We start from the raw sequence: 23,891 nt of genomic DNA on the forward strand, positions 1-23,891 counted from the left end.
TGACTCATCATTCCCCATAATTCGACGACAATTTCTAAAAGTTGAGATAATCAGGTCAGTTCGATACACTGAAGCTGTCTCGAACATATATTTCATTAACAGAAAGAGAGTGTGGAACATAATGCTATTGCGTCTAGTCTATGGAGCAGGATTACTGTTTGCGGGAGTTGGTCATTTCCGCAATGAAAAAGGGTTCGTCAGCATCATGCCGTCGTTCATTCCGTTCAAGCGCTTCTTCGTCCAAGTGACAGGGGTCATCGAAATCGCTTACGGTCTCATGTTGTTGACAGGAAAAGGGGTGCACCTCGTTCGTAAGACTCTTCCTGCCTTCTTATATGCTGTCTTACCCGCAAACGTCAACATGGCAGTCAATCCGAAGCCGATTAATGGAAAACGTCTTCCGTCTTGGTTGCTTTGGACACGGTTGCCGCTCCAATGGGGGCTCGTCTCTCTTGCGAAACGTCTGAAATGAATCGGAGCAAAAAGCCGCCTAAATGGCGGCTTTTATTGTTAGAAACGTTTGTTGACAGCAAGTAAGGAAGCTTTTGCAATCTCTTCGTAGGTAGAATCGTTCGGGTGGAATTGGTCACTCGACAAATCACGTTTGACGTCACGCACGAGATTAAACGTGTCGATGATTTCGACATCGTACTCGATACCGAGCGTCCGTGATTTTGCGTTCCAATCTTGGACGATGGCATCGAATGCTTCACCGTTTTCCGTCGCGCGGAAAGGATTATAGAGCCCGACGTAGAAGATGACAGCATCCGGATTTTGTTCTCGTAGGATACTGAACGTCTTTTTCAAGTTCGCTTGTGCCGTCGTGACGGTTTCGGCTGTCTTCTTCGCATTGAAGTTTGCGACGCCTTCACCACGATTGAATAAGTCATTTCCGCCAATCGTCACCGAGATGACTTTTGCTTGTTTGATTGAGCGTAAGACTTCTTTTTGTTCTAGTTGTTTCAGTAAATCTTCCGTCCGGGCACCACTGACGGCAAGATTCTGGAAGCGCTCGACAGTGTTATCTTTGACAAGATCGCGTCCGACGATTGCAGCGTAACTATTGCCGTTTGATGCTCCGACACCACGTGTCAAGGAATCACCAAGCGCGACGTACGTCCCGCCTTTTTTGACAGGCTCTTCCTTCGTAGGTGTCAAGACGGCACGTTTTGGTGGGTTGACGACGTCACTATAGGCACTGACGAAGCCGTATCCAAAGATTGCCGTCAAAACGAGTGAGACGGTTAAAAACAGGGGCCAGCGTAATCGCTTCATGAACGTTCCTCCTTCTAGGTTCTAACCTGATTGTAGCAAAAGTTGAAAGAATGTGCGGAAATGAAGTGTTCTGACAAGTCAAATGATTCATTATTCCGCTAGAATAGACAATAAGAGGTGAGAGACGTGAAACCAACAGTGAAATTAGAAGGTGTAACAAAGGTGATCGGAAAAAAGACGATCATTGATAATATCTCGTTTGAGATCCAACCAGGTGAAGTCTTTGGCTTCCTTGGACCGAACGGGGCAGGAAAAACGACGACGATCCGGATGCTCGTCGGCTTGATCAAACCGACGTCCGGTAAAATCACGGTCTGTGACTTCGACGTCCGCAAACAGTTCGTCCAAGCGATGGAGCGGATTGGCTCGATCGTCGAGAATCCAGAGTTGTATAAGTATTTAACGGGTCGCGAAAATCTACAAGTCTTTGCCCGGATGTTACCGAATGTCGATGAGGCTCGGATTCAGGAAGTCATCGATCTCGTCGATTTGACGGCGCGTGTTGATGATCAAGTCCGGACATACTCGCTCGGGATGCGTCAGCGTCTCGGCATTGCACAAGCATTACTCGGACGACCAAGCGTCTTGATTCTCGACGAACCGACGAATGGTCTCGATCCGATGGGGATTCGGGATTTACGTCAATTCATCCGCCGGCTCGTCGAGGAAACGGGACTGTCGGTCCTTGTCTCGAGTCATATCTTGGCTGAGATTGAAATGCTAGCTGATCGAGTTGCGATCATGAGTTATGGCAAAATCGTTCAAGTCGGAACGGTCAAGGAACTGGTCGAGTCGCTCGCACCAGGCGTTGACTGGCGTGTTGACGATGCCTTTAAGGCGAATGAGATTTTATCAGCATCCGATTTAGTCCAAGTGTCCGAAGTCGTCGATGCGAATACGGTTCATACTTTGATGGATGCAAGCAAGACACCAGCGCTCAATAAGCAGCTGCTCGAAGCAGGGGTCGAAGTCTGGACGATTGAACGGAAGGTCCAAACGCTCGAAGATCTATTCATCACGTTAACGGGAGGCGATCACATTGCGTAATCCGAACATGATCGGTCTCGTACGAAATGAAGTGACGAAAATTGCTTCGAAACGTCGTTTTGCCGTCGTTGCGATCATTCTCGTCGTTCTTGTCTCGATGTTTACGTACGCACAGTACCGAGACATCCAAGAACAAATCAAAAAGCAGGGAACGCTCGATTGGCGGGTTGAGTTACAACAAGACATCGTCGACACGCAGAACCGTCTTGCTTCCAGCAGTATTCAAGATGAGTTCCGTCAGTTCCTGGAGTTTGACCTCAAACAAAATCAATACTATCTCGATAACGACATCAACCCGAACTATCCGGGAGCCCCGACGTTCATCCGGATCTTCTTCTCGCAAGGATTGACGCTGATCTTACCGCTGTTCATCATCGTCATCATGGCGGATATCGTCAGTGGGGAGCAAAATGATGGAACGATCAAGACGCTCCTGTCGCGACCAGTCCGGCGCTGGAAAATCCTGATGGCGAAATGGTTGACGGTGTTACTCTATACGTCGATGTTGATGGCATTGACCGTTGCCGTCTGTTACGCGATATCCGGGATCGTCCTCGGCTATGACGGCTGGACCGCACCGATCTTGACCGGTTTCCAAGCCTCACCGAGCGGTACGTTCTCGACCGAGTTCGTGCATACGTTACCGATGTGGGAGTACCTCTTGATGGCAGTCGGTCTAGCGTGGATCGTCACAGCCGTTGTCGGAACGATCGCCTTGATGGTCTCTGTTCTCGTCAAAAACACAGCGACAGGGATCGGGATCATGATGGCAGTCTTGATTTCCGGTACGTTACTGACGACGCTTGGTTCAAGTTGGACGAGCTCGAAATATCTCGTCAACGTCAATTTCGGACTGATCAACTATCTCGATGGACAAGCACCACCAATCGAAGGAATGACGCTTCCGTTCTCACTTGCTGTCCTCGGTTGTTGGACGGTCGCGGCGCTAATCGTTGCGTTTTGGAACTTCACACAAAAAGATATGTATTAAGACGAACGGGTCCACCTATAGAGGGGGACCCGTTTTTCATGGATGAAGCGACAAACGATCGTATGTCTCGATTATTTTTTGATACTGAAGTTGTGTCGATAACGAAGCATCTACTATCAGAATCGGGGAAATCGACTGGTCCATCTGATACTGGTGTTCTGCGAACGTACCGATCATCGATGGATCCGTCGCCGTGTGATACGTCCGGCACCAGTCAAGGAATTCATTGGAGCCTGTAAAATCTGGGTATCGTGCTTTTTCGCGCGCGATGAGACGTTCCATCCGAACCGATTCGTCGAGCGACAGGAAGACAAGCAAGTCCCGATTGATGAAACCATCCGGATGCCAAGCGAAGACAGAGCCGGAGACGATGTAATCGTTGTAAGACATAAGATCTGCTTCATACATGGAAAATCGCTCGGAGACGTCTCGCTTTTCAGTGAACGTCGTATCTGTCCAAAGATAATGGTCGGTATCAATCCAGGGAATCTGTTCAGCTTGTCCGATGAAGGCGCCCAGTGTACTTTTTCCGGTACCTGATCCACCAATGATTTGAATACGCACGACAATCGGCTCCTTTCGAAATAATGTACCGGCACGCAGAACAGGCCCGGGCATGATGCCGGACCTGTCGCTTGGAAGAACGAATTCTCCCTATGTCGCCTCGTGCAAGCACAAGACATGGAATCGAGAGGCAGTGCCTCTAATAGGAAGCCGATGCAGGTCAGCCTCCGCGCTACGTACCAATCGTACTTTTATCATACTGATTCCAAGAATTGGTGTCAAACCTGCTCGAAAGGGTTTATATTCTGTGTAAACCGTCAAAAGAGAGAATAACGATGATTAGAGGAGGAACGACCATGGCAGATTGGGGCATCATGCTGACAGGCGTCGTCATTTGTGGGTGGTGCATCTTTAGTGCCATTTATGACGATTTCATCCGTCGCGTATAAGACGAGCAAGTGGAAGCCGTCCAGAATGGGCGGTTTTTTCATTGATTTTTTTAATCCGAGTAAGTGGCTGTGGTACACTCGAATCAGAATGAAAAGATAGAGAATGGGTGAAGAAAAATGAAGAAACAACCAGTCATCGTCATCGTCGGACCGACGGCAGTCGGAAAAACGAAGACGGGCATTGAACTAGCCAAACGATTAAACGGAGAAGTCTTATCGGGAGACTCCGTCCAAGTCTATCAAGGCATGGATATCGGATCAGCAAAAGTGACGACCGAAGAGATGGAAGGGGTGCCGCATCATCTGCTTGATCTTGTGACACCGGATGATGAGATGAGTGTAGCGCGTTTTCAGACGGTTGCCCGAGCGACGATCGATGAGATCGCAAGTCGGGGTAAGTTACCGATCATCGTCGGTGGAACAGGGCTTTATATCCGTTCGATTTTATATGATTACCAGTTCACTGAGCAGGCGGAAGATCCAGCCTTACGGGCTGAACTCGAAGCGTACGCGGCGACGCACGGTGCGAACGCGCTACATGATCAGTTGAAGGAACTTGATCCGGTGCGTGCCGAAGCGATTCATCCGAATAACATTCAGCGGGTCGTGCGGGCGATCGAGGTCGCGCGGACCGGTCAGACACAAACGACCGGTAGTAAGCCTGCACTTTACGAGAGTCTACTGTTCGTCCTACACATGGAAGACCGGGATCGCTTGTATGATCGGATCGATCAGCGGGTGGATTTGATGGTCGAAAGTGGGCTTCTTGAAGAAGTGGCGCGTCTGGATGCTGCCGGGTATCGACACACGAAGGCGCTACAAGCGATTGGTTATAAAGAGATGTTACCGGTCCTTGACGGGGCACCACTCGATCCTGCCGTCGATATGCTGAAACGGAACACGCGACGCTTCGCGAAACGTCAATTGACGTGGTTCCGTCACCAATTTGATGGCGTTTGGGTGGATATGGGAAAGTTTTCATTTGAAGAAACGTTCAAAATTATCTATGATAGAACTGTAGAGTTTCTGAAAGCGGTTAAATAAGAGTTGCCCGAAGACAGAAACAGATAAAAAGAGGGGGCACGGGGAATCATGAAAGCGACATACAACATTCAGGACGTCTTTTTAAATCAATTACGGAAAGATGCAGTCCCGACAACGGTTTTCTTAATCAGCGGGTATCAATTACGGGGGCTGATCAAGTCATTCGATAACTTCACGGTCATTTTGGAGTCGGAAGGCAAACAGCAGTTGATCTACAAGCACGCAATCTCGACGTTCGCACCAGCGCGCAACGTGACGTTATATGAGCAAGAAGAGACACAAGAAGTCTCTCGCTAAGTAAAAAAGACGACCGGGGGGTCGTCTTTTTTTGTTGACTTCATTATTTATACGCTGGCTGAGCAAGCGTACGAAGAACGTCGACAGGATATCGTTCTAAGTCAAGGATATCAAATCCGATAAATCCGGTATGATCGGATTCAGCGAAGTAGAACGTAACTCCTTGGAGGTGAGACGAACTTTTCGGAATCGTGTTTCGCAATCGGAGCGAGAAACGATCTGTATGTTCTGCGTATAAGAATGCTTGTGAATGGACGGCGCGGATCACGTTCGCTTCTTCATTGAAACATTCAATCCCGACGATGCGTCCCTCTTGATCAACGTCTACGTTGAGGAATTCATTTTCTTCTAGCTCGTCCGTTTCTTCAATCGCGGGAGTAAATGTTTCTGGGAAGAGATATAGATATCCCATTTCTGCTTCTTGATCATAAGTCATTCGAATCGTCATCTATGTCACATCCAAGCCTAATGATTTTTTTACAACAACGGTGTCAGTTCCTCGACCGCCTCTTCATAACGTCGGAGCGAGACATCCTTATAGAGGCATGTCTTCTGCAGACGTTCTTCCTTCGTCATCTCGTCCTGATACGTTTTTAAGATGAAACTGTTGCGTAACATCGACGGTGTCAAGACCCGTTTATTATCGGACCGTTCATTCAACTGACGCATCATCTTCGTGATCATGACGATCGACAGTTGCTTCGGTGCATTTTTGCTGTAAACCCAGCGGAACGTCATCCGAGCAAAGTCGAAGGCGACGAAAAAGGGGTCGGTGCTGTGATAACGGGGACGGACCGGTTCCGGAATCGTCTTCAAGTAACGCAACATGATGTCTTGATCTTCCCGCTCGAGATGGAGCAGGTAACGGTTACCAAGGCGATCGTGGACAGTCATCTCTTGCTGGGCGAAATTAAGGTCATGCATCTTCAAACCAATGATGTGATGAACACGTAGACCGTAGCGATAAAACAATCGAAGGATCAGTTCGTTTCGATCGATTAAAAACGGACGTGCCTTCAATTGATGTTCCGTCAAGCCGCGATCGGATTGATTCGTCCGGACCAATTGTTCATATTCCTTGAAGGAAGCGACGTGTTTTGCCGTCAATTCGTGCGTCGGTTGTGCGTATTCAATCAGCTTCGCCTTCGTTTGTCGAATCTGATAATTGACTTGATTGATGACGGTGACGATCCGGGCAACCGTTGCTTGCTGGTAGAGTTTCTCTTCGATCAAGTATTCATTGATGAACGTCTTCCACGTCTCGATCGAAATCGCCTTGAAATCGTCGATCGTCTCGAGTGGTTGGTCGACATCGGTCATGTAGCGATGGACTTCGATTAAATCATAGCGATAGCGGCGGACGGTCGAAAGTTGCCGTCCACTTGTCGTTAGATAAAACAAATAGCGTTCAATGAACTCTGGAAGCGTATACGACTGTTCGCGTGCCATGGTTTTCCTCCCCTTATCGTAATCTTTCTTCCATCATAAACCGAACGGATGTTTCCTGTCCAAAAAAGTTCAGACGAATCGGTGCCTGTGGTATGATAAAGGGCGCAGTACGTCTTTACTCGTGAAAGGAATGATATTATGTCAGAACGCGTCATCGTCGTTGGTTGCCAGCTCCCCGGTGTCCCGGACCATGTCTATGAAGAATCGGTCGCGGAGCTCGAAGCACTCGTCACGACTGCGCATGGTGTCGTCGTCGGTCGTCTGGATCAAAAACGACAAGCGATTGATCGCCGTACGTTCATCGGAAAAGGAAAGGTTGAAGAACTCGTTGCTTTAGCAGACGAACTTGAACCTGATTTAATCATATTCAATGCCGAGGTCACGCCCGGTCAGATGAAGAATATCCGGATCGCCTTGTCGGACCCGGAAGCCATCAAATTGATTGACCGGACGCAGTTGATCCTCGATATCTTCGCTGGCCGAGCCCAGTCACGCGAAGGGAAATTGCAGGTCGAACTGGCACAGATGAGTTATCTCTTACCACGTCTTGCCGGGCAGGGAACACAACTGTCACGTCTTGGTGGCGGAATCGGGACGCGTGGACCAGGTGAATCGAAACTCGAGACGGACCGCCGTCATATCCGGCGTCGGGTCGATGAGATCTCGAAACAACTCGAGACATCCGTCGCGCACCGTGCCCGTTACCGGGAACGTCGCAAAGAGAACCAAACATTCCAAATCGCGCTCGTCGGTTATACGAATGCCGGCAAATCAACGATCTTCAACCGGTTGACACAAGCCGACACATACGAGAAGGATGAGTTGTTCGCGACGCTTGATCCGTTGACACGTCAAGTCGATTTGCCGGAAGGTGGTCAAATCCTCCTGACGGATACGGTCGGTTTCATTCAAGATCTCCCGACGAAGTTGGTCGCGGCGTTCCGTTCGACACTCGAGGAAGTGCTGGAAGCCGACTTGATCCTCCATGTCGTTGATGCGTCGAGTGAGCATTACTTGAATCAGATGCAGACGACGAACGATGTCCTCGATGAACTCGGTGCCGGTGACATTCCGCAACTGGAAGTCTACAACAAGAAGGATCAATTGAATCGCTTGTTCACAGGTGGAAAACTGCTGATTTCTGCGCTTGACCCGCAGGATATCCAGCGCTTGATCGAAGAGATCGAACGTTCGATCAGCGAAATCCTCGAGTATCTCGAGATTCGCATTCCAGTTGACGGATTTGCCCATTACAATCCGGCGAAAGAAGTCATGATGAATTTGAAGGAATCGTTCGAAGAAGATGGTTCCGTCATTCTAAAAGGTTACTTGCGTAAAGATACGCGTCTATACGCGACATTGAAACAATACGAGGTGTAAACATGTTTTCAGAATTAACCCATTACGAAACGCTCCGTCCGCTCATTGACCGGGCGGAGGAACAGATCGCCCCGTACGTCAAGAAAGCGCAAGAGGTCGCGGAATACAATCAATTCCGTGTCCTCGATGCGTTCCGACGTCACAAGGTCAGTGATTTTCACTTCATGCCGTCAACAGGTTACGGCTACAACGATGAAGGACGCGATACGCTCGAACGGATCTATGCTGATGTCTTCGGTGCAGAAGCCGGTCTTTGTCGTCCGCAAATCATCAGCGGAACCCATGCAATCGGTATCGCGTTGTTCGGTTTGTTATTGCCTGGCGATGAATTGCTTTATATCACAGGAAAACCATACGACACGCTTGAAGAGATCGTCGGAATTCGTGGTGACGGACGCGGTTCATTAAAGGAACTGGGCGTCCAGTATGATGTCGTCGAGATGAAAAACGCCGAGACGATCGACGTACCGGCCGTTCTCGAACGGATCACACCACAGACGAAGGTCGTCGGGATTCAGCGTTCAAAAGGCTATGCGACGCGACGTAGTCTGCCGGTCAACGAGATCGGAGAAGCGATCGCCATCATAAAAGCTGTCCATCCGCACGTACTGATCTTCGTCGATAACTGCTACGGTGAGTTCGTCGAGACGATCGAACCGACACACGTCGGGGCGGACTTGATGGCAGGATCGTTGATTAAGAACCCGGGTGGTGGACTTGCGAAGACTGGCGGTTATCTCGTCGGTCGGACTGATTTGATTGAACGAGCGTCGTTCCGGATGACGACACCAGGGATTGGCGCCGAAGCCGGTCCATCGTTATCCGCACTTCCGGATATGTACCAAGGCTTCTATATGGCACCACATACGGTGAGCCAAGCGTTGATGGGCGCGATGTTCACGTCGAGCATGCTTGGTCAGTTCGGCTTTGACACGGCACCTCATCATACGGCAGAGCGGACGGATTTGATTCAATCGGTCTCGTTCCATGCGCCAGAGCCGATGATTGCCTTCTGTCAGGCGATTCAAGCCGCTTCACCCGTCAATGCACATGCGTTACCGATTCCGGATTATATGCCGGGCTATGCGGACGATGTCATCATGGCAGCAGGAACATTCGTACAAGGATCATCGATTGAGTTGTCAGCGGATGGTCCGATCCGTGCGCCCTATACCGCATACGTCCAAGGTGGTTTGACGTATAGCCACGTCAAGATTGCCATTATCTCAGCCGTCAATCACTTGATGGAAAAACAATTAATTCCAGAAAAAAACGTTTAATACTAGAATATCTCGTGAAAAGACCTCTGAACGACTTCATGTAAAGTGATTAAAAAAGTTGTGTTAACTTTTCTTACATCGCTTGACAAGTTGCCTGACAGAGGTTTATTCTCATGGAGTAAGGAAAAAGGAGGAACCACATGGCAGACTCATCACGCCAGTCCAAGCCACTATTTCCCATCGGAGTCGTTCAAGAGTTGACCGCGTTATCTGCCCGCCAGATCCGATACTACGAAGAACAAGGACTGATCAAACCGGAGCGGACAGAGACGAAGCGTCGCCTCTATTCGTTCAACGATGTCGATCGTCTGTTGTCGATCAAGGAATACCTGGATCAGGGACTGAATATCGCAGGGATCAAATTGATTTTTGAAAACGATCTCGTCAAACGCGAACGCGTTGCGGAGAGCGTCGTCGAGACGCGCCCGGAACTATCTGACGGCGAATTGTATAAACTCCTGAAAAATGAATTGAAGGAAGCAGGACGACATGGAAAGACGTCGCTCATCCAAGGTGAGCTCGGGCGTTTCTTCAAGTAAGGACCTGTAACCATATAAAAACGAATCGGAGAGGGGATTTGTCACATGACACGTCGCAACATTACACGAGAAGACATTTTGAAAATCGCTAAAGCTGAGGATGTACGCTTCATTCGCTTACAGTTCACAGATATCCTCGGAACGATCAAGAACGTTGAGATTCCAGTAAGCCAATTGGAAAAAGCACTTGATAACAAAATGATGTTCGATGGTTCATCGATCGAAGGATTCGTCCGGATCGAAGAATCAGATATGTATCTCTTCCCAGACTTGAACACATGGGTCGTCTTCCCATGGACAGAAGATGGAACAGGGAAAGTTGCACGTTTAATCTGTGACATCCACAATCCGGATGGCACGCCGTTCGCAGGAGACCCACGTGGTCAGCTCAAACGGGTACTTAAAGAGATGGAAGAGCTCGGTTTCTCATCATTCAACGTTGGACCAGAGCCAGAATTCTTCCTCTTCAAGAAAGATGAAAAAGGTCGTCCGACACTTGAATTGAACGACCAAGGTGGATACTTCGACCTCGCACCAGTCGACCTCGGTGAAAACTGCCGTAAAGAGATCGTCATTGAGCTCGAGAACATGGGCTTTGAAATCGAAGCATCACACCACGAAGTCGCTCCAGGTCAGCACGAAATCGACTTCAAATATGCGGATGCGATCACGACAGCGGATAACATCCAAACGTTCAAACTCGTCGTCAAGACGATTGCTGCGAAGCACAACTTGCACGCGACATTCATGCCAAAACCACTCTTCGGTGTCAACGGATCAGGCATGCACGCGAACATGTCGCTCTTCAAAGGCAACGAGAACGTCTTCTTCGATGAAGGCAACGAAGACATGCAATTGTCGGATGATGCACGTGCCTTCACGGCAGGTATCCTCAAACACGCTCGTGCGTTCACAGCGGTTTGTAACCCGACAGTCAACTCATACAAACGTCTTGTTCCTGGCTACGAAGCACCTTGCTACGTCGCATGGTCAGCACGTAACCGTTCACCACTCGTCCGTGTTCCTGCAGCACGTGGACTCTCGACTCGTATCGAAGTTCGTTCAGTCGACCCAGCAGCGAACCCGTACCTTGCGCTTGCGACATTGCTTGCTTCAGGTCTTGATGGAATCAAGAACAACTTGAAAGCACCGGCTCCAATCGACCGCAACATCTACGTCATGGACAAACCGGAACGCGTTGCAAACGGAATTGATGATCTTCCATCAACACTCAGCCACGCACTCGAAGTCTTGAAAGCGGATGACGTCGTCATGCACGCTCTCGGCGATCACATCGCAGAGCACTTCGTTGAATTGAAAGAAATCGAATGGGATATGTTCCGGACGCAAGTCACGGAATGGGAACGCGATCAGTACATGGTCTTGTTCTAATCCAACTCAAGCACTTTCGGACTTCTGTCCGGAAGTGCTTTTTTCATAGCGCCGACAGGGATTGAGTCAAGGATGTGGAAAGATATAAGAGTACAAAGAAAGGGAGACGATACATCATGAAAAAAGGATATGAAGGCAAAGAAATCACGGTCTATTTTGATTCGGAAGTCTGCATTCACTCTGGTCATTGTGTACGAAGTCTACCAACTGTCTTTGATGTCAAGCGGCGTCCGTGGATTGAAGCGGACGGGGCACCAGTGGACGATGTCATGCGGGTCGTCGACGGTTGTCCGAGCGGCGCCTTATCTTACGAACGGAGGGAAGCAAATGGAGCTGAAACGAGCGGAACGTAAAATCGAAGCCCATCAGGAAGGGGAAGTGATTGGGGAAATCACTTACAGCGATACGAACAACGGCATGTGGATCATTGATCACACATACGTCGATCCCTCGCACCGCAATCAACAGATCGGAGAACAACTCGTTGCCGAGATCGTCAACTGGGCACGAGAAGCAAACGTCAAGCTGTTACCGTTATGTCCGTTTGCGAAAAAAGAGTTTGAACATCAATCCGATTATCAGGACGTACAAGCAAATACGTGAACACAAAAATCTCCTCTAGTCTCTCAAGACCAGATGAGATTTTTTCGAGTCATTGTTTATGATCCCTAACTTTCATTTTGAGAGAAACCATCAGCGTGCCGAAATAGGCGATGACGTACAACACAATCAATCCTTGTTTTAGCAGATAAGGCAGATCCATTTGACTCGCGATTATAAAAATGACGCACAGCAATATCAAATAGGGTATGAACTGCTTATTTGGCATATCAGGACCTCCTTCACTATCCATTTATTTCTATTATAAGGATAACACAAGAGATGCATCGAAATAGGCTAAAGATGAATGACTTGCTTATAGATACAATCGTAGAAACGCCATCGTGACAACACCAGTCACGACCGTCCAGGATAAACTTTTACTGAAAATCGCGACCGCCATGGTCGGGAGTGCGGCGAAGACATGAAGCGTCGAAACCGTCGGAAACGCCTCATCTTGAGCGATGAGAAGATTTTGAAAGAAAAGGGCACCGAGCAGGCAGACCGGAATGAACGAGAGCCATTCTGTTACGAGGCGCGGTAACGTTAGTCCATGAAGGACGAGAAACGGTAAGACGCGTGGAATCCAAGTGACGAGTCCACAAGCTAAAAAAAGAGCGATTAATTCCGGGCGGATTTCCATCGTGTGATCACGACTCCTATACTTGCACCACCGAGCGTCGCGCAAAGAACGGCGACTTCTGGAGAAAAGTAGCGCATGGTTATGTAAAGCAATAGTAAGACAATCAGTAGGAGGCAACTATTCACGGCAATACGGGAACGTTCCCCTTCAAACTGTAAGTACAATAAGCCGATGAACATCGCTGTCAGGGCAAAATCGAGACCGAAGCGCTCGGGATCAGGGAACCAGCTGCCGACAAGGGCGCCGAGAACGGTTGCGACGATCCAGCTGAAGTAAGCAGTCAGATTCAAGCCATGCATGAAGGACGGGGAGAGCTTCCCTTTTTGCGCAGTGTTCATCGCGACAGCGAACGACTCATCCGTCAGTAGCGTTCCGGTACCGAGGCGGTCGCGGAGATGACGTGTCTCGACATGTGGCGCAAGCGTCAGACTCATTAACAAGTGCCTGAGATTGACGATGAACGTCGTCAGAATGATGGCAGAAGCAGGACCATTTAATAGTAAGAGACTCGTGATGATGAACTGAGCGGCGCCGGCATAGATGAAGACGGACATGAATCCGACTTCAAGAGGGGATAAGCCGGAGGCACGACCGACGATCCCAGCTGAAAAACCGATGCCGATATATCCGAGGACAGTGGGTAGACAGGCACGGACGCCTGCTTGAAAGGCTGATGACATTCGATTCCTCCTCTTTTTTAAGAGCATAGCACTCATGCGGAATATCGTCACCAACTGGTCAATATTTTCATCATTTTTTTCGACATATTCGACTTGATTTGGTGGTAAAGAGTAAGTGGTACGGCAAAATCAGTTAGGTAAAGGAGCGTTTTTCATGCACAAATTAATGAAAGATTCAAACCGGTTCGTTTCAGACATGGTCGACGGACTCGTACTAGCTCACCCTGATTTGTATAAAAAGGTCGAAGGAGTCAATGTCGTCGCGCGAAAAGTACCGCTTGATGGAAAAGTCGGTCTTGTCTCTGGTGGAGGAAGTGGTCATGAACCAGCGCACGCTGGATTCGTGGGGGACGGTATGCTTGCTGCGGCTGTTTGTGGGGAAGTCTTCACGTCACCGACACCGGACATGGTGCTCGAAGGTATCAAGGCAGCCCATGGTGGAAAAGGTGTCCTCCTTGTCGTCAAGAACTACTCCGGTGATGTCATGAACTTCGATATGGCGAAGGAACTCGCTGAACTCGAGGACATCGAAGTCGACACGGTCGTTGTCAATGATGACATCGCGATCAAAAAGGAAGAGGATCGTCGTGGTGTCGCGGGAACGGTCTTCGTCCATAAGATTGCCGGAGCTGCAGCTGCAGAAGGGAAATCACTGAGTGAAGTCAAAGCAGTCGCGGAAAAAGTCATCCAGGGCGTTCGTTCGATCGGAATGGCACTCTCACCATGTTACATGCCAGAGAGCGGCAAGCCGGGCTTTGAGTTGCACGATGACGAGATGGAGATCGGAATTGGCATCCATGGTGAAAAAGGACTTGAACGAAAAGCAGTCGCTTCCGTTGATGCGATCGTTAAAGAGTTGCTCGATCGTCTGACAAAAGAAGTACCAGACAAAAAAGTCGCAGTCATGGTGAATGGGATGGGTGGAACACCAGAATCCGAACTGTATATCACATATAAATATGTCGCGGAAGAACTTCAGGCACACGGTTACGAGATTGCCCGTTCGTTCGTTGGAAACTATATGACGTCGCTCGAGATGCACGGATTCTCAATCACGCTCTTACCAGTAGATGATGAACTGCTTGGGTATCTCGATGCAGAAACGAAAGCGATTGGATTCTAATTTAGATAAACGGGGTGTACAAAGATGAAGTTGACGACGGAACAGTTACGAAGCGCGCTCATCAAAGCAGCGGAACAGATTGACCAGCACAAGGATGAATTGACGGACCTTGACCGGGAAATCGGTGACGGGGACCACGGGATCAATATGTCACGTGGCTTCCAAGCAGTCCAAAAGACGTTAGAAGAACACGGCGAGTATGAGGACTTAGGAGCTTTATCGAAAGAGGTCGGGATGACGCTGATCAAGACGGTCGGTGGGGCATCCGGTCCTTTGTACGGCACGGCATTCGTTAAGTTCGCTGGTGCGTTCAAAGGAAAAACAGAAGTCGAAGGTGCAGAACTCGCGGATGCTTTCCATGAAGCGACGGAAGGCATCAAATCGCGTGGGAAATCGGAATTCGGTCAAAAGACGATGGTCGATATTTGGACACCGTTCCAAGAGGCGCTCTCGCAAGACGGGGATTTGAAAGCGGCAATCGATCAAGCGCTTGCTGATACGAAAGCGCGTATCGCAACGAAAGGGCGTGCGTCTTATTTCGGTGAAGCGACGGAAGGCGTCCAGGACCCAGGTAGTCTATCAAGTGCGTTGTTACTTGGCGAAATCGCGGAGGTGCTTCATGGTTAATCTTGTACTCGTTTCCCATAGTGAAAAGCTTGCGACTGGACTAAAGGAACTGTTGGCAGAGATGGCACCGGATACGCCAGTCTTAATAGCAGCAGGTCTTGAGGACGGTAGCATTGGAACGGACGCGACGCGAATCGAAGAAACACTAAATACACTGGACGATGATGGAGTCGTTTTAACGGATATCGGTTCTGCGACGATGAACACGGAACTGGCCCTTGAACTATATAGTGGCGAACGGACGGTTCGGTTTATCGACGCACCACTCGTCGAAGGTGCGTTTTTAGCGGCAGTCTTAAGTGGTCAGTCGAAATCCGTTGATGAGATTGAAGATGGATTGAAAAAAGAGTTTAGCAAATAAGTAGTAAATGCCCCTTTGCGAGTAGGCGAAGGGGCATTTTTTCTATTCGTATTAAAACTTAGATGAGTGTTTCATGAATCAAAACGACTGAAGCCATTTTGCTAACCACTCTCTAGGCAAACTAATTGTAGATAAATCAATGGTCTGTAATTCATTTAGAGAATAACTGTTAGCAAGATAAAGATCCCATTGTGCATCAATATCGTTTACTACTTCAGTCGCTTGCTCACTTAACGGATAGCTCCTACGTCCGTCGGTTGCAATATGATAAAGATCGTTCTGGTACACGTTTGTCATGTATCGATAACACCAATCTGCTAGTTTTTCATGCGTGATGTTGCCATCCAGCGCGGCCTGAATGTGTTCTTTTAGCTGTTGATCAGAATAAGTAGAATTCATGACACACCTCTCGCTATATTTTTTATAAGATATCAAAAACCCGGTCTCTCTGAAAAAGGGACCGGGTCAATTGTTTTATTTTGATGGTTTGAAGACCATTGTCGCTTCCACCGCTTTTTGCCATCCAGCATAGCGTTGCTCACGATCGTCTTCTTTCATCTCTGGTTTGAACTGGTGATCCAGCTTCCATTGTTGTTTGATTTCCGCTTTATCTTTCCAGTAACCAACAGCTAATCCAGCAAGGTAAGCTGCACCGAGTGCTGTCGTTTCGTTAATTTGCGGACGATCGACAGGAACGCCGAGAATGTCCGATTGGAACTGCATCAAGAAGTTGTTGGCTACAGCACCACCGTCGACACGAAGTGTCTTCAGTTCGATCCCAGAATCTTGTTCCATCGCTGTTAACACGTCGCGTGTTTGGTAAGCGAGTGATTCAAGCGTTGCCCGAACGAAGTGCTCCTTATCTGTTCCGCGTGTTAATCCGAAGATTGCCCCGCGAACATCTGAATCCCAGTACGGCGCACCAAGACCAACGAAGGCAGGTACGACATAAACACCGTCTGTCGAGTCAACTTTCGTTGCGTAACCTTCTGAATCTTTCGCATTTTTCAGCATCCGGAGTCCATCACGGAGCCACTGGATCGCAGAACCAGCGACGAAGATCGAACCTTCCAGCGCATATTCGACTTTTCCATCGACACCCCAAGCGATCGTCGTCAAGAGTCCATGATCAGAAGAAACAGCTTTCTCACCTGTGTTCATGAGCATGAAGCAACCTGTTCCGTATGTGTTTTTCCCTTCACCCGCTTCGAAGCACGTTTGACCGAAGAGTGCAGCTTGTTGGTCACCCGCAATACCAGCGATTGGCACTTCGTAACCGAAGAAGTGATACGGTACCGTTTTGTCGTAGACTTCACTCGACTGACGAACTTCTGGCAACATCGAAGCAGGAACACCGAGGATATCGAGTAATTCTTCATCCCATTTTTGTTCGTAGATGTTGTACATCAATGTTCGTGAAGCGTTCGTGTAGTCCGTGATGTGCGTTTTTCCACCAGACAGTTTCCAAACGAGCCACGTATCGATCGTACCGAAGAGCAATTCACCGTTTTCCGCTTGCTCCCGCGCACCTTCGACATTATCAAGGATCCATTTGACTTTCGTTCCAGAGAAGTAGGCATCAATCAGAAGTCCTGTTTTATCGCGGAACTTCTGGTTCAAACCTTGTTCTTTTAAATCGTCACAGATACCAGACGTTTGACGCGATTGCCAAACGAGTGCGTGATAGACCGGTTTACCTGTTTCTTTGTTCCAGACGACCGTCGTTTCGCGTTGGTTCGTAATGCCGATTCCGGCGATTTGCTCAGGTTTGATATCTGCTGTTCCGAGTGCTTCGGCCATGACGGCAAGAATCGAACCCCAGATTTCGTTTGCATCATGCTCGACCCAGCCTGGTTGTGGGAAGTACTGTTTGAATTCCCGTTGTGCCGAATTGACGATTTTCCCATCGTGATCGAAGATGATCGCACGTGAGCTTGTCGTACCTTGGTCGAGTGCTAGGATATACTTGTTTTCCATTTCGAAATCCCCCTTGAGCGGTATGTGTTAGTGAGACGTGATCTTAGTAGATCAATTGATAGATGAACACGGCAATCGCTCCACCGATGATTGGACCAACGACAGGAATCCATGAATAGCCCCAGTCAGATGAACCTTTATTCGGAATCGGTAGGATAGCGTGCGCGATACGCGGTCCAAGGTCACGAGCCGGGTTGATGGCATACCCTGTTGTACCACCGAGCGAGAGACCGATGACGACGACGAGTAAACCGACGATGAGTGGTTTTAAGCCATCTCCGAACGTTGTTAAACCAAGTGCCAAGATACCGAAGACGAGAACAAATGTCCCGATGATCTCAGAAATCAAGTTCGACGGCGTATGACGAATCGCTGGACCTGTTGCGAACACACCGAGTTTTGCAGCTTGATCATCAGTCGCTTCAAAATGTTTCATGTAATGAAGCCAAACGAGAATGGCGCCGATGAAAGCTCCGACAAGTTGTCCGGCAATGTAGATCGGAACGTCTGCCCACGGTAGGTCAGAGTTCAAAGCAAGTGCGATTGTCAATGCGGGGTTCAAGTGTGCTCCACTTTCAGCAGCGACGAATGCTGCTGTCATGACGGCAAGACCCCAAGCGAACGTGATGACGATCCATCCGCTGTTTTCCGATTTCGTCTTTTTCAAGACGACACCGGCGACGACTCCATCCCCGAGCAGGATGAGGATCATCGTACCGATCATTTCTAGTACAAAGTTATTCATGCAAAAACCCTCCCTTTGGATTAAAGCAGATAATGGCCTTTCTACTTTAAATTACTCCGATTTGAGAACGTTTTCAATACATATAATTGAAATATAGGAATGGAAATTTTTTATTTTGATGTTTAAAAATACGAAAAAGTGGATAAGAAAACACCTCTTCCTGCCTGCAAGCAAGCAAAAGAGGTGTTACCGACGACGTTTTTTTCTTTTTTTAGGTCGAAACCAACTGCTGGAATAATCTAGTAGGATATGAATCGTACTCGCCACCATGATGCCAACGATGAATGCAGGCAAGGAAGCAAACCACGAATCAATCGTAGCGGAATCAAGAACCTGAAAATATAGACTTATAAATAGTAGGGGAATCAGAATCGCAGCACTATAAAGAAGCCGAATGATGTCTCCGATGATCAGTCCATGCGACCAGATCGATCGGTGAGGCATGATCTTGACATACGGCATCCAAAGAACTCGAAATGGTCCAAAGCGATAATACGGTTCTGACTTTAAATCGAGGTCGGGTGACAACCAAAGGGTACCGACAGCGATACCGATGGCAGTCGGTAACCAATCGGTTTGTTGCGTTGCGACCGAATACGCAACGTAACCCGTCAGTGCGACGGTATTGACGGTATCATGTACATTTCCTGATGGCATGAAAAAAGACCAGTCGTAACTGGTCCCTCCGTCAATGAATCGTCCGATACACGCCGATTACCTTACCAAGAATGGAGACATTATCGAAATACATCGGATCCATCGAGTCATTTTCTGGTTGTAGACGTACCTGTTGATCTTCTAAGAAGAACCGTTTCACCGTCGCTTCGCTATCTTCGGTCATAGCTACGACGATTTCTCCGTTTTCTGCTGTGTTTTGTTGGCGCACGATGACACGATCGCCGTCAAGAATACCTGCGTTAATCATCGATTCACCATCGATCGTCAACATGAAGACCGTCTCGTTCCCTACATAATGTGCAGGGAGTGGGAACTGTTCTTCGATGTTTTCAATCGCTGTAATCGGAAGACCTGCTGTGACTTTCCCGATGACGGGAACATGGACGATGGCTTCCGTGATTTCTTCAGGCTTATCAAGCAATATCTCAATCGCACGTGGTTTCGTCGGGTCACGGCGAATCATTCCCCGTTTCTCGAGTCGATCCAAATGACCGTGTACCGTCGAGCTAGACGCGAGTCCGACTGCTTCTCCGATTTCACGAACTGATGGTGGATACCCCTTCAGTTTCACTTCAGAGACGATGTAGTCGAGAATCTCTTGTTGGCGCTTAGACATTTTCCGCATACGAATTGCCACCTCTTTCTGGATTGAAGTTTGAAATGTAAGAATATATGTTTCTAGATTCACTATAACATAGAACAAATGAGCGTACAAACAATTGTTCGACATTTTGTGTTGACCGAACACGGGTTCTGTGTTTATTATGAGTTATGCGAACAATTGTTCCGCGAACATTTATTCTAACTCATTCATTTCATATTTGGAGGGATTCATGATGATTCATACGATTCGTACTCATGCTTTTTCAATTCTCTTCTATGCATTAAGTATTGCCTTCGTGATCTTTTTACTCACACCGCGCCCGGATGAAAAAGTGGCGCAACTAATGACTGCTTCCGTTACGGTCGATGAGAACGCTACAGTTGAACAAATCGCTGAAGTCTACAATGACGGTTCGATGTCAGATGAAGAATACGTCAACTGGTTGATTAAAAATAATGATGTCGAGACAAAACACGTCATCTCAAAAAGCAAAATCGTTGTACCAATCGCACAACAATGACAAAATGGAAAAGTTGTGAAAGAACGAACAGGGATGTGAGGTACGATGAAGGTCGTGATTTATTGTCGGGTGTCGACCGAAAAAGAAGCACAAGATAGTTCGATTGAACGCCAACGGATGGAACTTTCGAAGGTCGCGTCTCAAAAGGGTTTTGATGTCGTGGATGTCGTCTCTGAAAAAGAGAGTGGATATGACGTCGATCGGGAAGGGATGCTGACGGTTCTTGATCATGTGACACGTGATGCGGTAGATGCGGTCCTCGTAACGGATGACACACGGATTGGTCGAGGGAATGCGAAAATCGCTATTTTGCACACGTTTAAGAAGCACGGTGTTCGGTTGATGACACTTGATTCCGATGGAGAATACCAACTTGCTGATGCAGAAGCTATGGTCCTTGAGATCGTCTCACTCGTGGAAGAATATCAACGTAAACTGCATAATGCAAAAATCGCGCGCGGCATGCGGCGAGCGGTCGAACAAGGCTTTCGCCCGGAACGAAATCTGAATCGCCAAGGAGAGAACGCCGGGCGTAGCCGAAAGGACGTACCGATCGAAGAAATCGTACGTCTCCGTGAACTCGGACTGACGTTTTCAGATATCGCCGTTACGCTTCGCGGGATGGGACATGATATTTCAAAGGCAACGGTCAATCGTCGATACCTTGAATACCGAGAATTGACGCCTAGCCCGGAATGAGAAGCAAGTAACCCGTCGACTGACGCGGTTAACTTGCTTTTTTTAGTAAGCTCTTTTACAGTAAGAATACAATTGAACTACTCAAGTTTGAGTCGTACAGAAAGAGGGATTCCATGTTATCACAAGAACAATTAGATCGAATCAACGCATTAGCGAATAAATCAAAAGTCGAGCCGTTATCAGAAGCAGAAGCGGCAGAGCAAAAAGAGTTACGTGCAGCGTATCTCGCAGCATTCCGTGGATCGTTCAAAAACCAACTCATGGGCATGAAGATTGTTGATGAAGAAGGTACGGACGTAACACCAGAGAAATTAAAACAAGCACAAGAAGAAGAACGGAATAAACAATAATCGTTTGTTTCTTCTATAGAAGAAAGAGGTTCGCGTTAAGCGGACCTCTTTTTTGTTTAGCGCTGTTAGATGAGGAAACATTGCACGATAGCAATACATCTTAATAACGATCTTTCATCAATTCATGCATCCTGTATGAGTCGATAGAACGGCTATAGATAGCGCATTCATTTTAATGTGACATACTATTTAGAAAAGTTGTATCACATTTAAGAGTGTGCTAAAATGAGTAGGAATTTGTGAAAAAGAGAGAGGATGATTGTTTTGACGAACATGACGACAGTAGAACAATTAGCAATTAATACGATTCGTACCTTATCGATTGATGCCGTACAAAAGGCGAACTCGGGTCACCCAGGTATGCCAATGGGAGCAGCGCCGATGGCATTCTCGCTTTGGGCGGATCATATGAACCACAACCCTAAAAATCCAGAATGGTTCAACCGCGACCGTTTTGTACTTTCAGCCGGACACGGTTCGATGCTTCTCTACTCACTCCTCCACCTATCGGGATATGATCTATCAATGGATGATCTTAAATCATTCCGTCAATGGGGATCAAAAACACCAGGTCACCCGGAATACCGTCACACGGCTGGTGTAGATGCGACGACAGGTCCACTTGGTCAAGGGATTGCAATGGCAGTTGGTATGGCGATGGCAGAACGTCATCTTGAAGCAAAATACAACCGTGACGATCTCAACGTCGTCGATCACTTCACATACGGAATTTGTGGAGATGGAGACTTAATGGAAGGTGTCTCAGCTGAAGCGGCTTCACTCGCAGGTCACCTTGGTCTTGGTAAATTGGTCGTATTGTATGATTCAAACGATATCTCACTTGATGGCGATCTCGATAAATCATTCTCTGAAAACGTCCAGAAGCGCTTCGAAGCGTACAACTGGCAAGTCATTCGCGTAGAAGACGGAACGGATATCGATTCGATTTCGAAAGCAATCGCGGCGGCGCAAGCAGAGACGACAAAACCAACATTGATCGAAGTCAAGACAGTCATCGGCTTCGGTTCACCGAACAAATCAGGGAAATCGGCTTCTCACGGTGCACCACTCGGTGAAGCGGAAATCAAATTGACGAAAGCTAGCTATGTATGGGATCACGAAGAGTTCTACGTCCCTGAAGAAGTCAAATCATTGTTCGACGAGCGGATCGTCCAACGTGGTGCTTCTGCGGAAGACGCATGGAACGAAACGATGAAACAATACGAAGCAGCTCACCCGGAATTGCATGCGGAACTCGTTCGCGCGATCGCAAACGAATTGCCAAGCAACTGGGAAGCAGATCTTCCAACGTACGACTTGTCATCGAAAAAAGCGACACGCCAAACGAGTGGTGAAGTCTTGAACGGTCTTGCGAAGAACGTTCCGACATTGTTCGGTGGTTCAGCTGACCTTGCAGGATCGAACAACACGATGCTCAAAGGCGAAGCAGACTTCGATATCGACCCAAGTGGTCGTAACATCTGGTTCGGTGTACGTGAATTCGCAATGGCTGCGGCTGTCAACGGTATGGCACTTCACGGCGGCGTCATTCCTTACGGCGCGACATTCTTCGTCTTCTCGGATTATCTCCGTCCAGCAGTTCGTTTAGCAGCATTAATGGGACTTCCATCAATTTTCGTCTTGACGCACGACTCGATCGCTGTCGGTGAAGATGGTCCAACACACGAGCCAGTCGAGCACTTGATGAGCTTCCGTGCAATGCCGAACGTCACGATCTACCGCCCAGCAGACGGAAAAGAGACGATCGCAGCATGGAAAACAGCAGTTCAAGCGAAAGACAAACCGACACTTCTTGTCTTAACACGTCAAGGTCTTCCTGAACTTGAAGGCACAACGACGGAAGGCGCAGAAAAAGGCGGTTATGTCATCGCTGGTGACGTCACGAAAGCCGACACGCTCTTGCTCGGTACGGGTTCAGAAGTTCACCTTCTTGTCGAAGCACAAAAAGAACTTGGTGAATCAGCAGCTGTCGTTTCGCTTCCATCATGGGAAGTATTTGAAGCGCAGTCAGCAGAGTATAAAGAATCAGTTCTTCCAAAACACATCACGAAACGTGTTGCGATCGAAGCAGGCGCTTCGCTCGGTTGGTACAAATATGTAGGAACAGAAGGACAAGTCATCGGAATCGATCGTTTCGGCGCATCTGCGCCTGGAGACTTCCTCTTGAAAGAATACGGCATGTCTGTTGAGAACGTTTTAGCGACAGTCAAACAACTCGGATAATCTTTTCCGGAAAAACGGGTCCGATCTTACGTCGGGCTCGTTTTTCATCTATTATCATCTATGCAAACAATTGGAATTATAGTATAGTAAAAAGCGACGTTTTAAGTTAGAGGAGGAAGCAACTTGGCTACATGGATTTGGATTTTAATTGCCCTTCTTTGCTTGGTAGCAGGTGTCGCCCTTGGTTTCTATATCGCTCGTCGATACATGATGAACTACTTGGAGCAAAACCCACCAATCAACGAAGATATGATTAAGACATTGATGATGCAAATGGGTCAAAAGCCATCACAAAAGAAAGTCAACCAAGTGATGCGTTCAATGAGTGGTTCAATGAAATCACCTAAAAAATAAGCTGTACGAAAGGGGACTAAATGGTCTCCTTTTTATTTG

The 23,891-nt window shown here is 48.0% G+C and carries 30 protein-coding genes; 19 read left to right on the forward strand and 11 right to left on the reverse strand.

The window, feature by feature from the left end; genetic code table 11:
• Positions 1–121 precede the first annotated feature (121 nt).
• The gene (locus U719_RS05470; RefSeq protein WP_023467746.1) at positions 122–472 is read left to right on the forward strand and encodes a hypothetical protein; all 351 of its coding nucleotides are present in this window, start codon (positions 122–124) and stop codon (positions 470–472) included.
• A gap of 38 nt (positions 473–510) precedes the next feature.
• On the opposite strand, the gene U719_RS05475 is transcribed toward U719_RS05470, so the two are convergent.
• Positions 511–1,275, reverse strand: coding sequence for an SGNH/GDSL hydrolase family protein (locus U719_RS05475; protein ID WP_023467747.1), 765 nt, complete (start codon positions 1,273–1,275; stop codon positions 511–513).
• A gap of 126 nt (positions 1,276–1,401) precedes the next feature.
• Between U719_RS05475 and U719_RS05480 the strand changes: the two genes are divergently transcribed.
• Complete coding sequence (locus tag U719_RS05480) at positions 1,402–2,322, forward strand: ABC transporter ATP-binding protein (protein ID WP_023467748.1); 921 nt, start codon at positions 1,402–1,404, stop codon at positions 2,320–2,322.
• A complete protein-coding gene (locus tag U719_RS05485; protein WP_023467749.1) occupies positions 2,315–3,313 on the forward strand; it encodes an ABC transporter permease in 999 nt (332 codons plus the stop codon). The genes U719_RS05480 and U719_RS05485 overlap by 8 nt, the downstream gene beginning before the upstream one ends.
• Before the next feature lie 36 nt (positions 3,314–3,349).
• Here the strand turns inward: U719_RS05485 and U719_RS05490 are convergent, their stop codons facing one another.
• Entirely contained in the window at positions 3,350–3,877 is a 528-nt protein-coding gene (locus tag U719_RS05490; protein ID WP_023467750.1) for a hypothetical protein, read from the reverse strand.
• 506 nt (positions 3,878–4,383) lie between these two features.
• Between U719_RS05490 and miaA the strand changes: the two genes are divergently transcribed.
• On the forward strand, positions 4,384–5,310 hold the full coding sequence (miaA, locus tag U719_RS05495; RefSeq protein WP_023467752.1) for a tRNA (adenosine(37)-N6)-dimethylallyltransferase MiaA: 927 nt from the start codon (positions 4,384–4,386) through the stop codon (positions 5,308–5,310).
• 48 nt (positions 5,311–5,358) lie between these two features.
• On the forward strand, positions 5,359–5,607 hold the full coding sequence (hfq, locus tag U719_RS05500) for an RNA chaperone Hfq (protein ID WP_023467753.1): 249 nt from the start codon (positions 5,359–5,361) through the stop codon (positions 5,605–5,607).
• 43 nt (positions 5,608–5,650) lie between these two features.
• Here hfq and U719_RS05505 read toward each other — a convergent pair whose 3' ends face one another.
• On the reverse strand, positions 5,651–6,055 hold the full coding sequence (locus tag U719_RS05505; protein WP_023467754.1) for a DUF2283 domain-containing protein: 405 nt from the start codon (positions 6,053–6,055) through the stop codon (positions 5,651–5,653).
• 29 nt (positions 6,056–6,084) lie between these two features.
• The gene (locus tag U719_RS05510) at positions 6,085–7,056 is read right to left on the reverse strand and encodes a tyrosine-type recombinase/integrase (RefSeq protein WP_023467755.1); all 972 of its coding nucleotides are present in this window, start codon (positions 7,054–7,056) and stop codon (positions 6,085–6,087) included.
• Positions 7,057–7,194: 138 nt separating this feature from the next.
• Between U719_RS05510 and hflX the strand changes: the two genes are divergently transcribed.
• The 6 genes from hflX (at position 7,195) to U719_RS05540 (ending at position 12,250) form a co-directional block, all read left to right on the forward strand.
• A complete protein-coding gene (gene hflX / locus U719_RS05515; protein ID WP_023467756.1) occupies positions 7,195–8,436 on the forward strand; it encodes a GTPase HflX in 1,242 nt (413 codons plus the stop codon).
• Positions 8,437–8,438: 2 nt separating this feature from the next.
• Positions 8,439–9,716, forward strand: a complete 1,278-nt coding sequence (locus U719_RS05520) for a methionine gamma-lyase family protein (protein WP_023467757.1) — start codon at positions 8,439–8,441, stop codon at positions 9,714–9,716.
• A 140-nt stretch (positions 9,717–9,856) separates the two neighbouring features.
• The gene (locus U719_RS05525) at positions 9,857–10,255 is read left to right on the forward strand and encodes a MerR family transcriptional regulator (RefSeq protein ID WP_023467758.1); all 399 of its coding nucleotides are present in this window, start codon (positions 9,857–9,859) and stop codon (positions 10,253–10,255) included.
• Positions 10,256–10,300: 45 nt separating this feature from the next.
• Entirely contained in the window at positions 10,301–11,647 is a 1,347-nt protein-coding gene (gene glnA, locus U719_RS05530) for a type I glutamate--ammonia ligase (protein ID WP_023467759.1), read from the forward strand.
• A gap of 116 nt (positions 11,648–11,763) precedes the next feature.
• Entirely contained in the window at positions 11,764–12,000 is a 237-nt protein-coding gene (locus U719_RS05535; protein ID WP_041255043.1) for a (4Fe-4S)-binding protein, read from the forward strand.
• Positions 11,975–12,250, forward strand: coding sequence for a GNAT family N-acetyltransferase (locus tag U719_RS05540; protein ID WP_041255045.1), 276 nt, complete (start codon positions 11,975–11,977; stop codon positions 12,248–12,250). Before U719_RS05535 ends, U719_RS05540 begins: the two co-directional genes overlap by 26 nt.
• A gap of 313 nt (positions 12,251–12,563) precedes the next feature.
• On the opposite strand, the gene U719_RS05545 is transcribed toward U719_RS05540, so the two are convergent.
• Together U719_RS05545 and U719_RS05550 are read right to left on the reverse strand one after the other, a co-directional pair.
• Positions 12,564–12,890, reverse strand: coding sequence for an AzlD domain-containing protein (locus tag U719_RS05545; RefSeq protein WP_023467761.1), 327 nt, complete (start codon positions 12,888–12,890; stop codon positions 12,564–12,566).
• The gene (locus tag U719_RS05550) at positions 12,869–13,570 is read right to left on the reverse strand and encodes an AzlC family ABC transporter permease (RefSeq protein ID WP_023467762.1); all 702 of its coding nucleotides are present in this window, start codon (positions 13,568–13,570) and stop codon (positions 12,869–12,871) included. Before U719_RS05550 ends, U719_RS05545 begins: the two co-directional genes overlap by 22 nt.
• Positions 13,571–13,724: 154 nt before the next feature.
• Between U719_RS05550 and dhaK the strand changes: the two genes are divergently transcribed.
• The 3 genes from dhaK to dhaM are packed head-to-tail and all read left to right on the forward strand — an operon-like array spanning position 13,725 to position 15,681.
• On the forward strand, positions 13,725–14,693 hold the full coding sequence (gene dhaK / locus U719_RS05555; RefSeq protein ID WP_023467763.1) for a dihydroxyacetone kinase subunit DhaK: 969 nt from the start codon (positions 13,725–13,727) through the stop codon (positions 14,691–14,693).
• A 24-nt stretch (positions 14,694–14,717) separates the two neighbouring features.
• Positions 14,718–15,320 (forward strand): dihydroxyacetone kinase subunit DhaL, encoded by a 603-nt coding sequence (gene dhaL / locus U719_RS05560; protein WP_023467764.1) that lies wholly within the window; start codon positions 14,718–14,720, stop codon positions 15,318–15,320.
• Complete coding sequence (gene dhaM / locus U719_RS05565) at positions 15,313–15,681, forward strand: dihydroxyacetone kinase phosphoryl donor subunit DhaM (RefSeq protein WP_023467765.1); 369 nt, start codon at positions 15,313–15,315, stop codon at positions 15,679–15,681. The genes dhaL and dhaM overlap by 8 nt, the downstream gene beginning before the upstream one ends.
• A 78-nt stretch (positions 15,682–15,759) precedes the next feature.
• On the opposite strand, the gene U719_RS05570 is transcribed toward dhaM, so the two are convergent.
• The 5 genes from U719_RS05570 to lexA all read right to left on the reverse strand — a co-directional run bounded on the left by U719_RS05570 (position 15,760) and on the right by lexA (position 19,706).
• Complete coding sequence (locus U719_RS05570) at positions 15,760–16,080, reverse strand: hypothetical protein (RefSeq protein ID WP_023467766.1); 321 nt, start codon at positions 16,078–16,080, stop codon at positions 15,760–15,762.
• Positions 16,081–16,155: 75 nt separating this feature from the next.
• Positions 16,156–17,658 carry a glycerol kinase GlpK gene (gene glpK, locus U719_RS05575; RefSeq protein WP_023467767.1) on the reverse strand — a complete coding sequence of 501 codons (1,503 nt, stop codon included), beginning with the start codon at positions 17,656–17,658 and terminating at the stop codon, positions 16,156–16,158.
• Positions 17,659–17,701: 43 nt separating this feature from the next.
• A complete protein-coding gene (locus U719_RS05580) occupies positions 17,702–18,403 on the reverse strand; it encodes an MIP/aquaporin family protein (protein ID WP_023467768.1) in 702 nt (233 codons plus the stop codon).
• A 186-nt stretch (positions 18,404–18,589) separates the two neighbouring features.
• Complete coding sequence (locus tag U719_RS05585; protein WP_023467769.1) at positions 18,590–19,060, reverse strand: metal-binding protein; 471 nt, start codon at positions 19,058–19,060, stop codon at positions 18,590–18,592.
• Positions 19,061–19,091: 31 nt separating this feature from the next.
• A complete protein-coding gene (gene lexA / locus U719_RS05590) occupies positions 19,092–19,706 on the reverse strand; it encodes a transcriptional repressor LexA (protein WP_023467770.1) in 615 nt (204 codons plus the stop codon).
• Between the two features lie 208 nt (positions 19,707–19,914).
• Here lexA and U719_RS05595 point away from each other — a divergent pair, with 208 nt between their 5' ends.
• The 5 genes from U719_RS05595 to U719_RS05615 all read left to right on the forward strand — a co-directional run bounded on the left by U719_RS05595 (position 19,915) and on the right by U719_RS05615 (position 23,852).
• Positions 19,915–20,205, forward strand: coding sequence for a hypothetical protein (locus tag U719_RS05595; protein ID WP_231925710.1), 291 nt, complete (start codon positions 19,915–19,917; stop codon positions 20,203–20,205).
• Positions 20,206–20,250: 45 nt separating this feature from the next.
• Positions 20,251–20,904 carry a recombinase family protein gene (locus tag U719_RS05600; RefSeq protein WP_023467772.1) on the forward strand — a complete coding sequence of 218 codons (654 nt, stop codon included), beginning with the start codon at positions 20,251–20,253 and terminating at the stop codon, positions 20,902–20,904.
• A gap of 113 nt (positions 20,905–21,017) precedes the next feature.
• A complete protein-coding gene (locus tag U719_RS05605; protein ID WP_023467773.1) occupies positions 21,018–21,254 on the forward strand; it encodes a DUF896 domain-containing protein in 237 nt (78 codons plus the stop codon).
• A 273-nt stretch (positions 21,255–21,527) separates the two neighbouring features.
• Positions 21,528–23,498, forward strand: coding sequence for a transketolase (gene tkt, locus U719_RS05610; RefSeq protein ID WP_235147633.1), 1,971 nt, complete (start codon positions 21,528–21,530; stop codon positions 23,496–23,498).
• 123 nt (positions 23,499–23,621) lie between these two features.
• Positions 23,622–23,852, forward strand: coding sequence for a YneF family protein (locus U719_RS05615; RefSeq protein WP_012370001.1), 231 nt, complete (start codon positions 23,622–23,624; stop codon positions 23,850–23,852).
• Positions 23,853–23,891 lie beyond the last annotated feature (39 nt).

The sequence above is a fragment of the Exiguobacterium sp. MH3 genome (genome assembly GCF_000496635.1).
Classification (GTDB): domain Bacteria; phylum Bacillota; class Bacilli; order Exiguobacteriales; family Exiguobacteriaceae; genus Exiguobacterium_A; species Exiguobacterium_A indicum.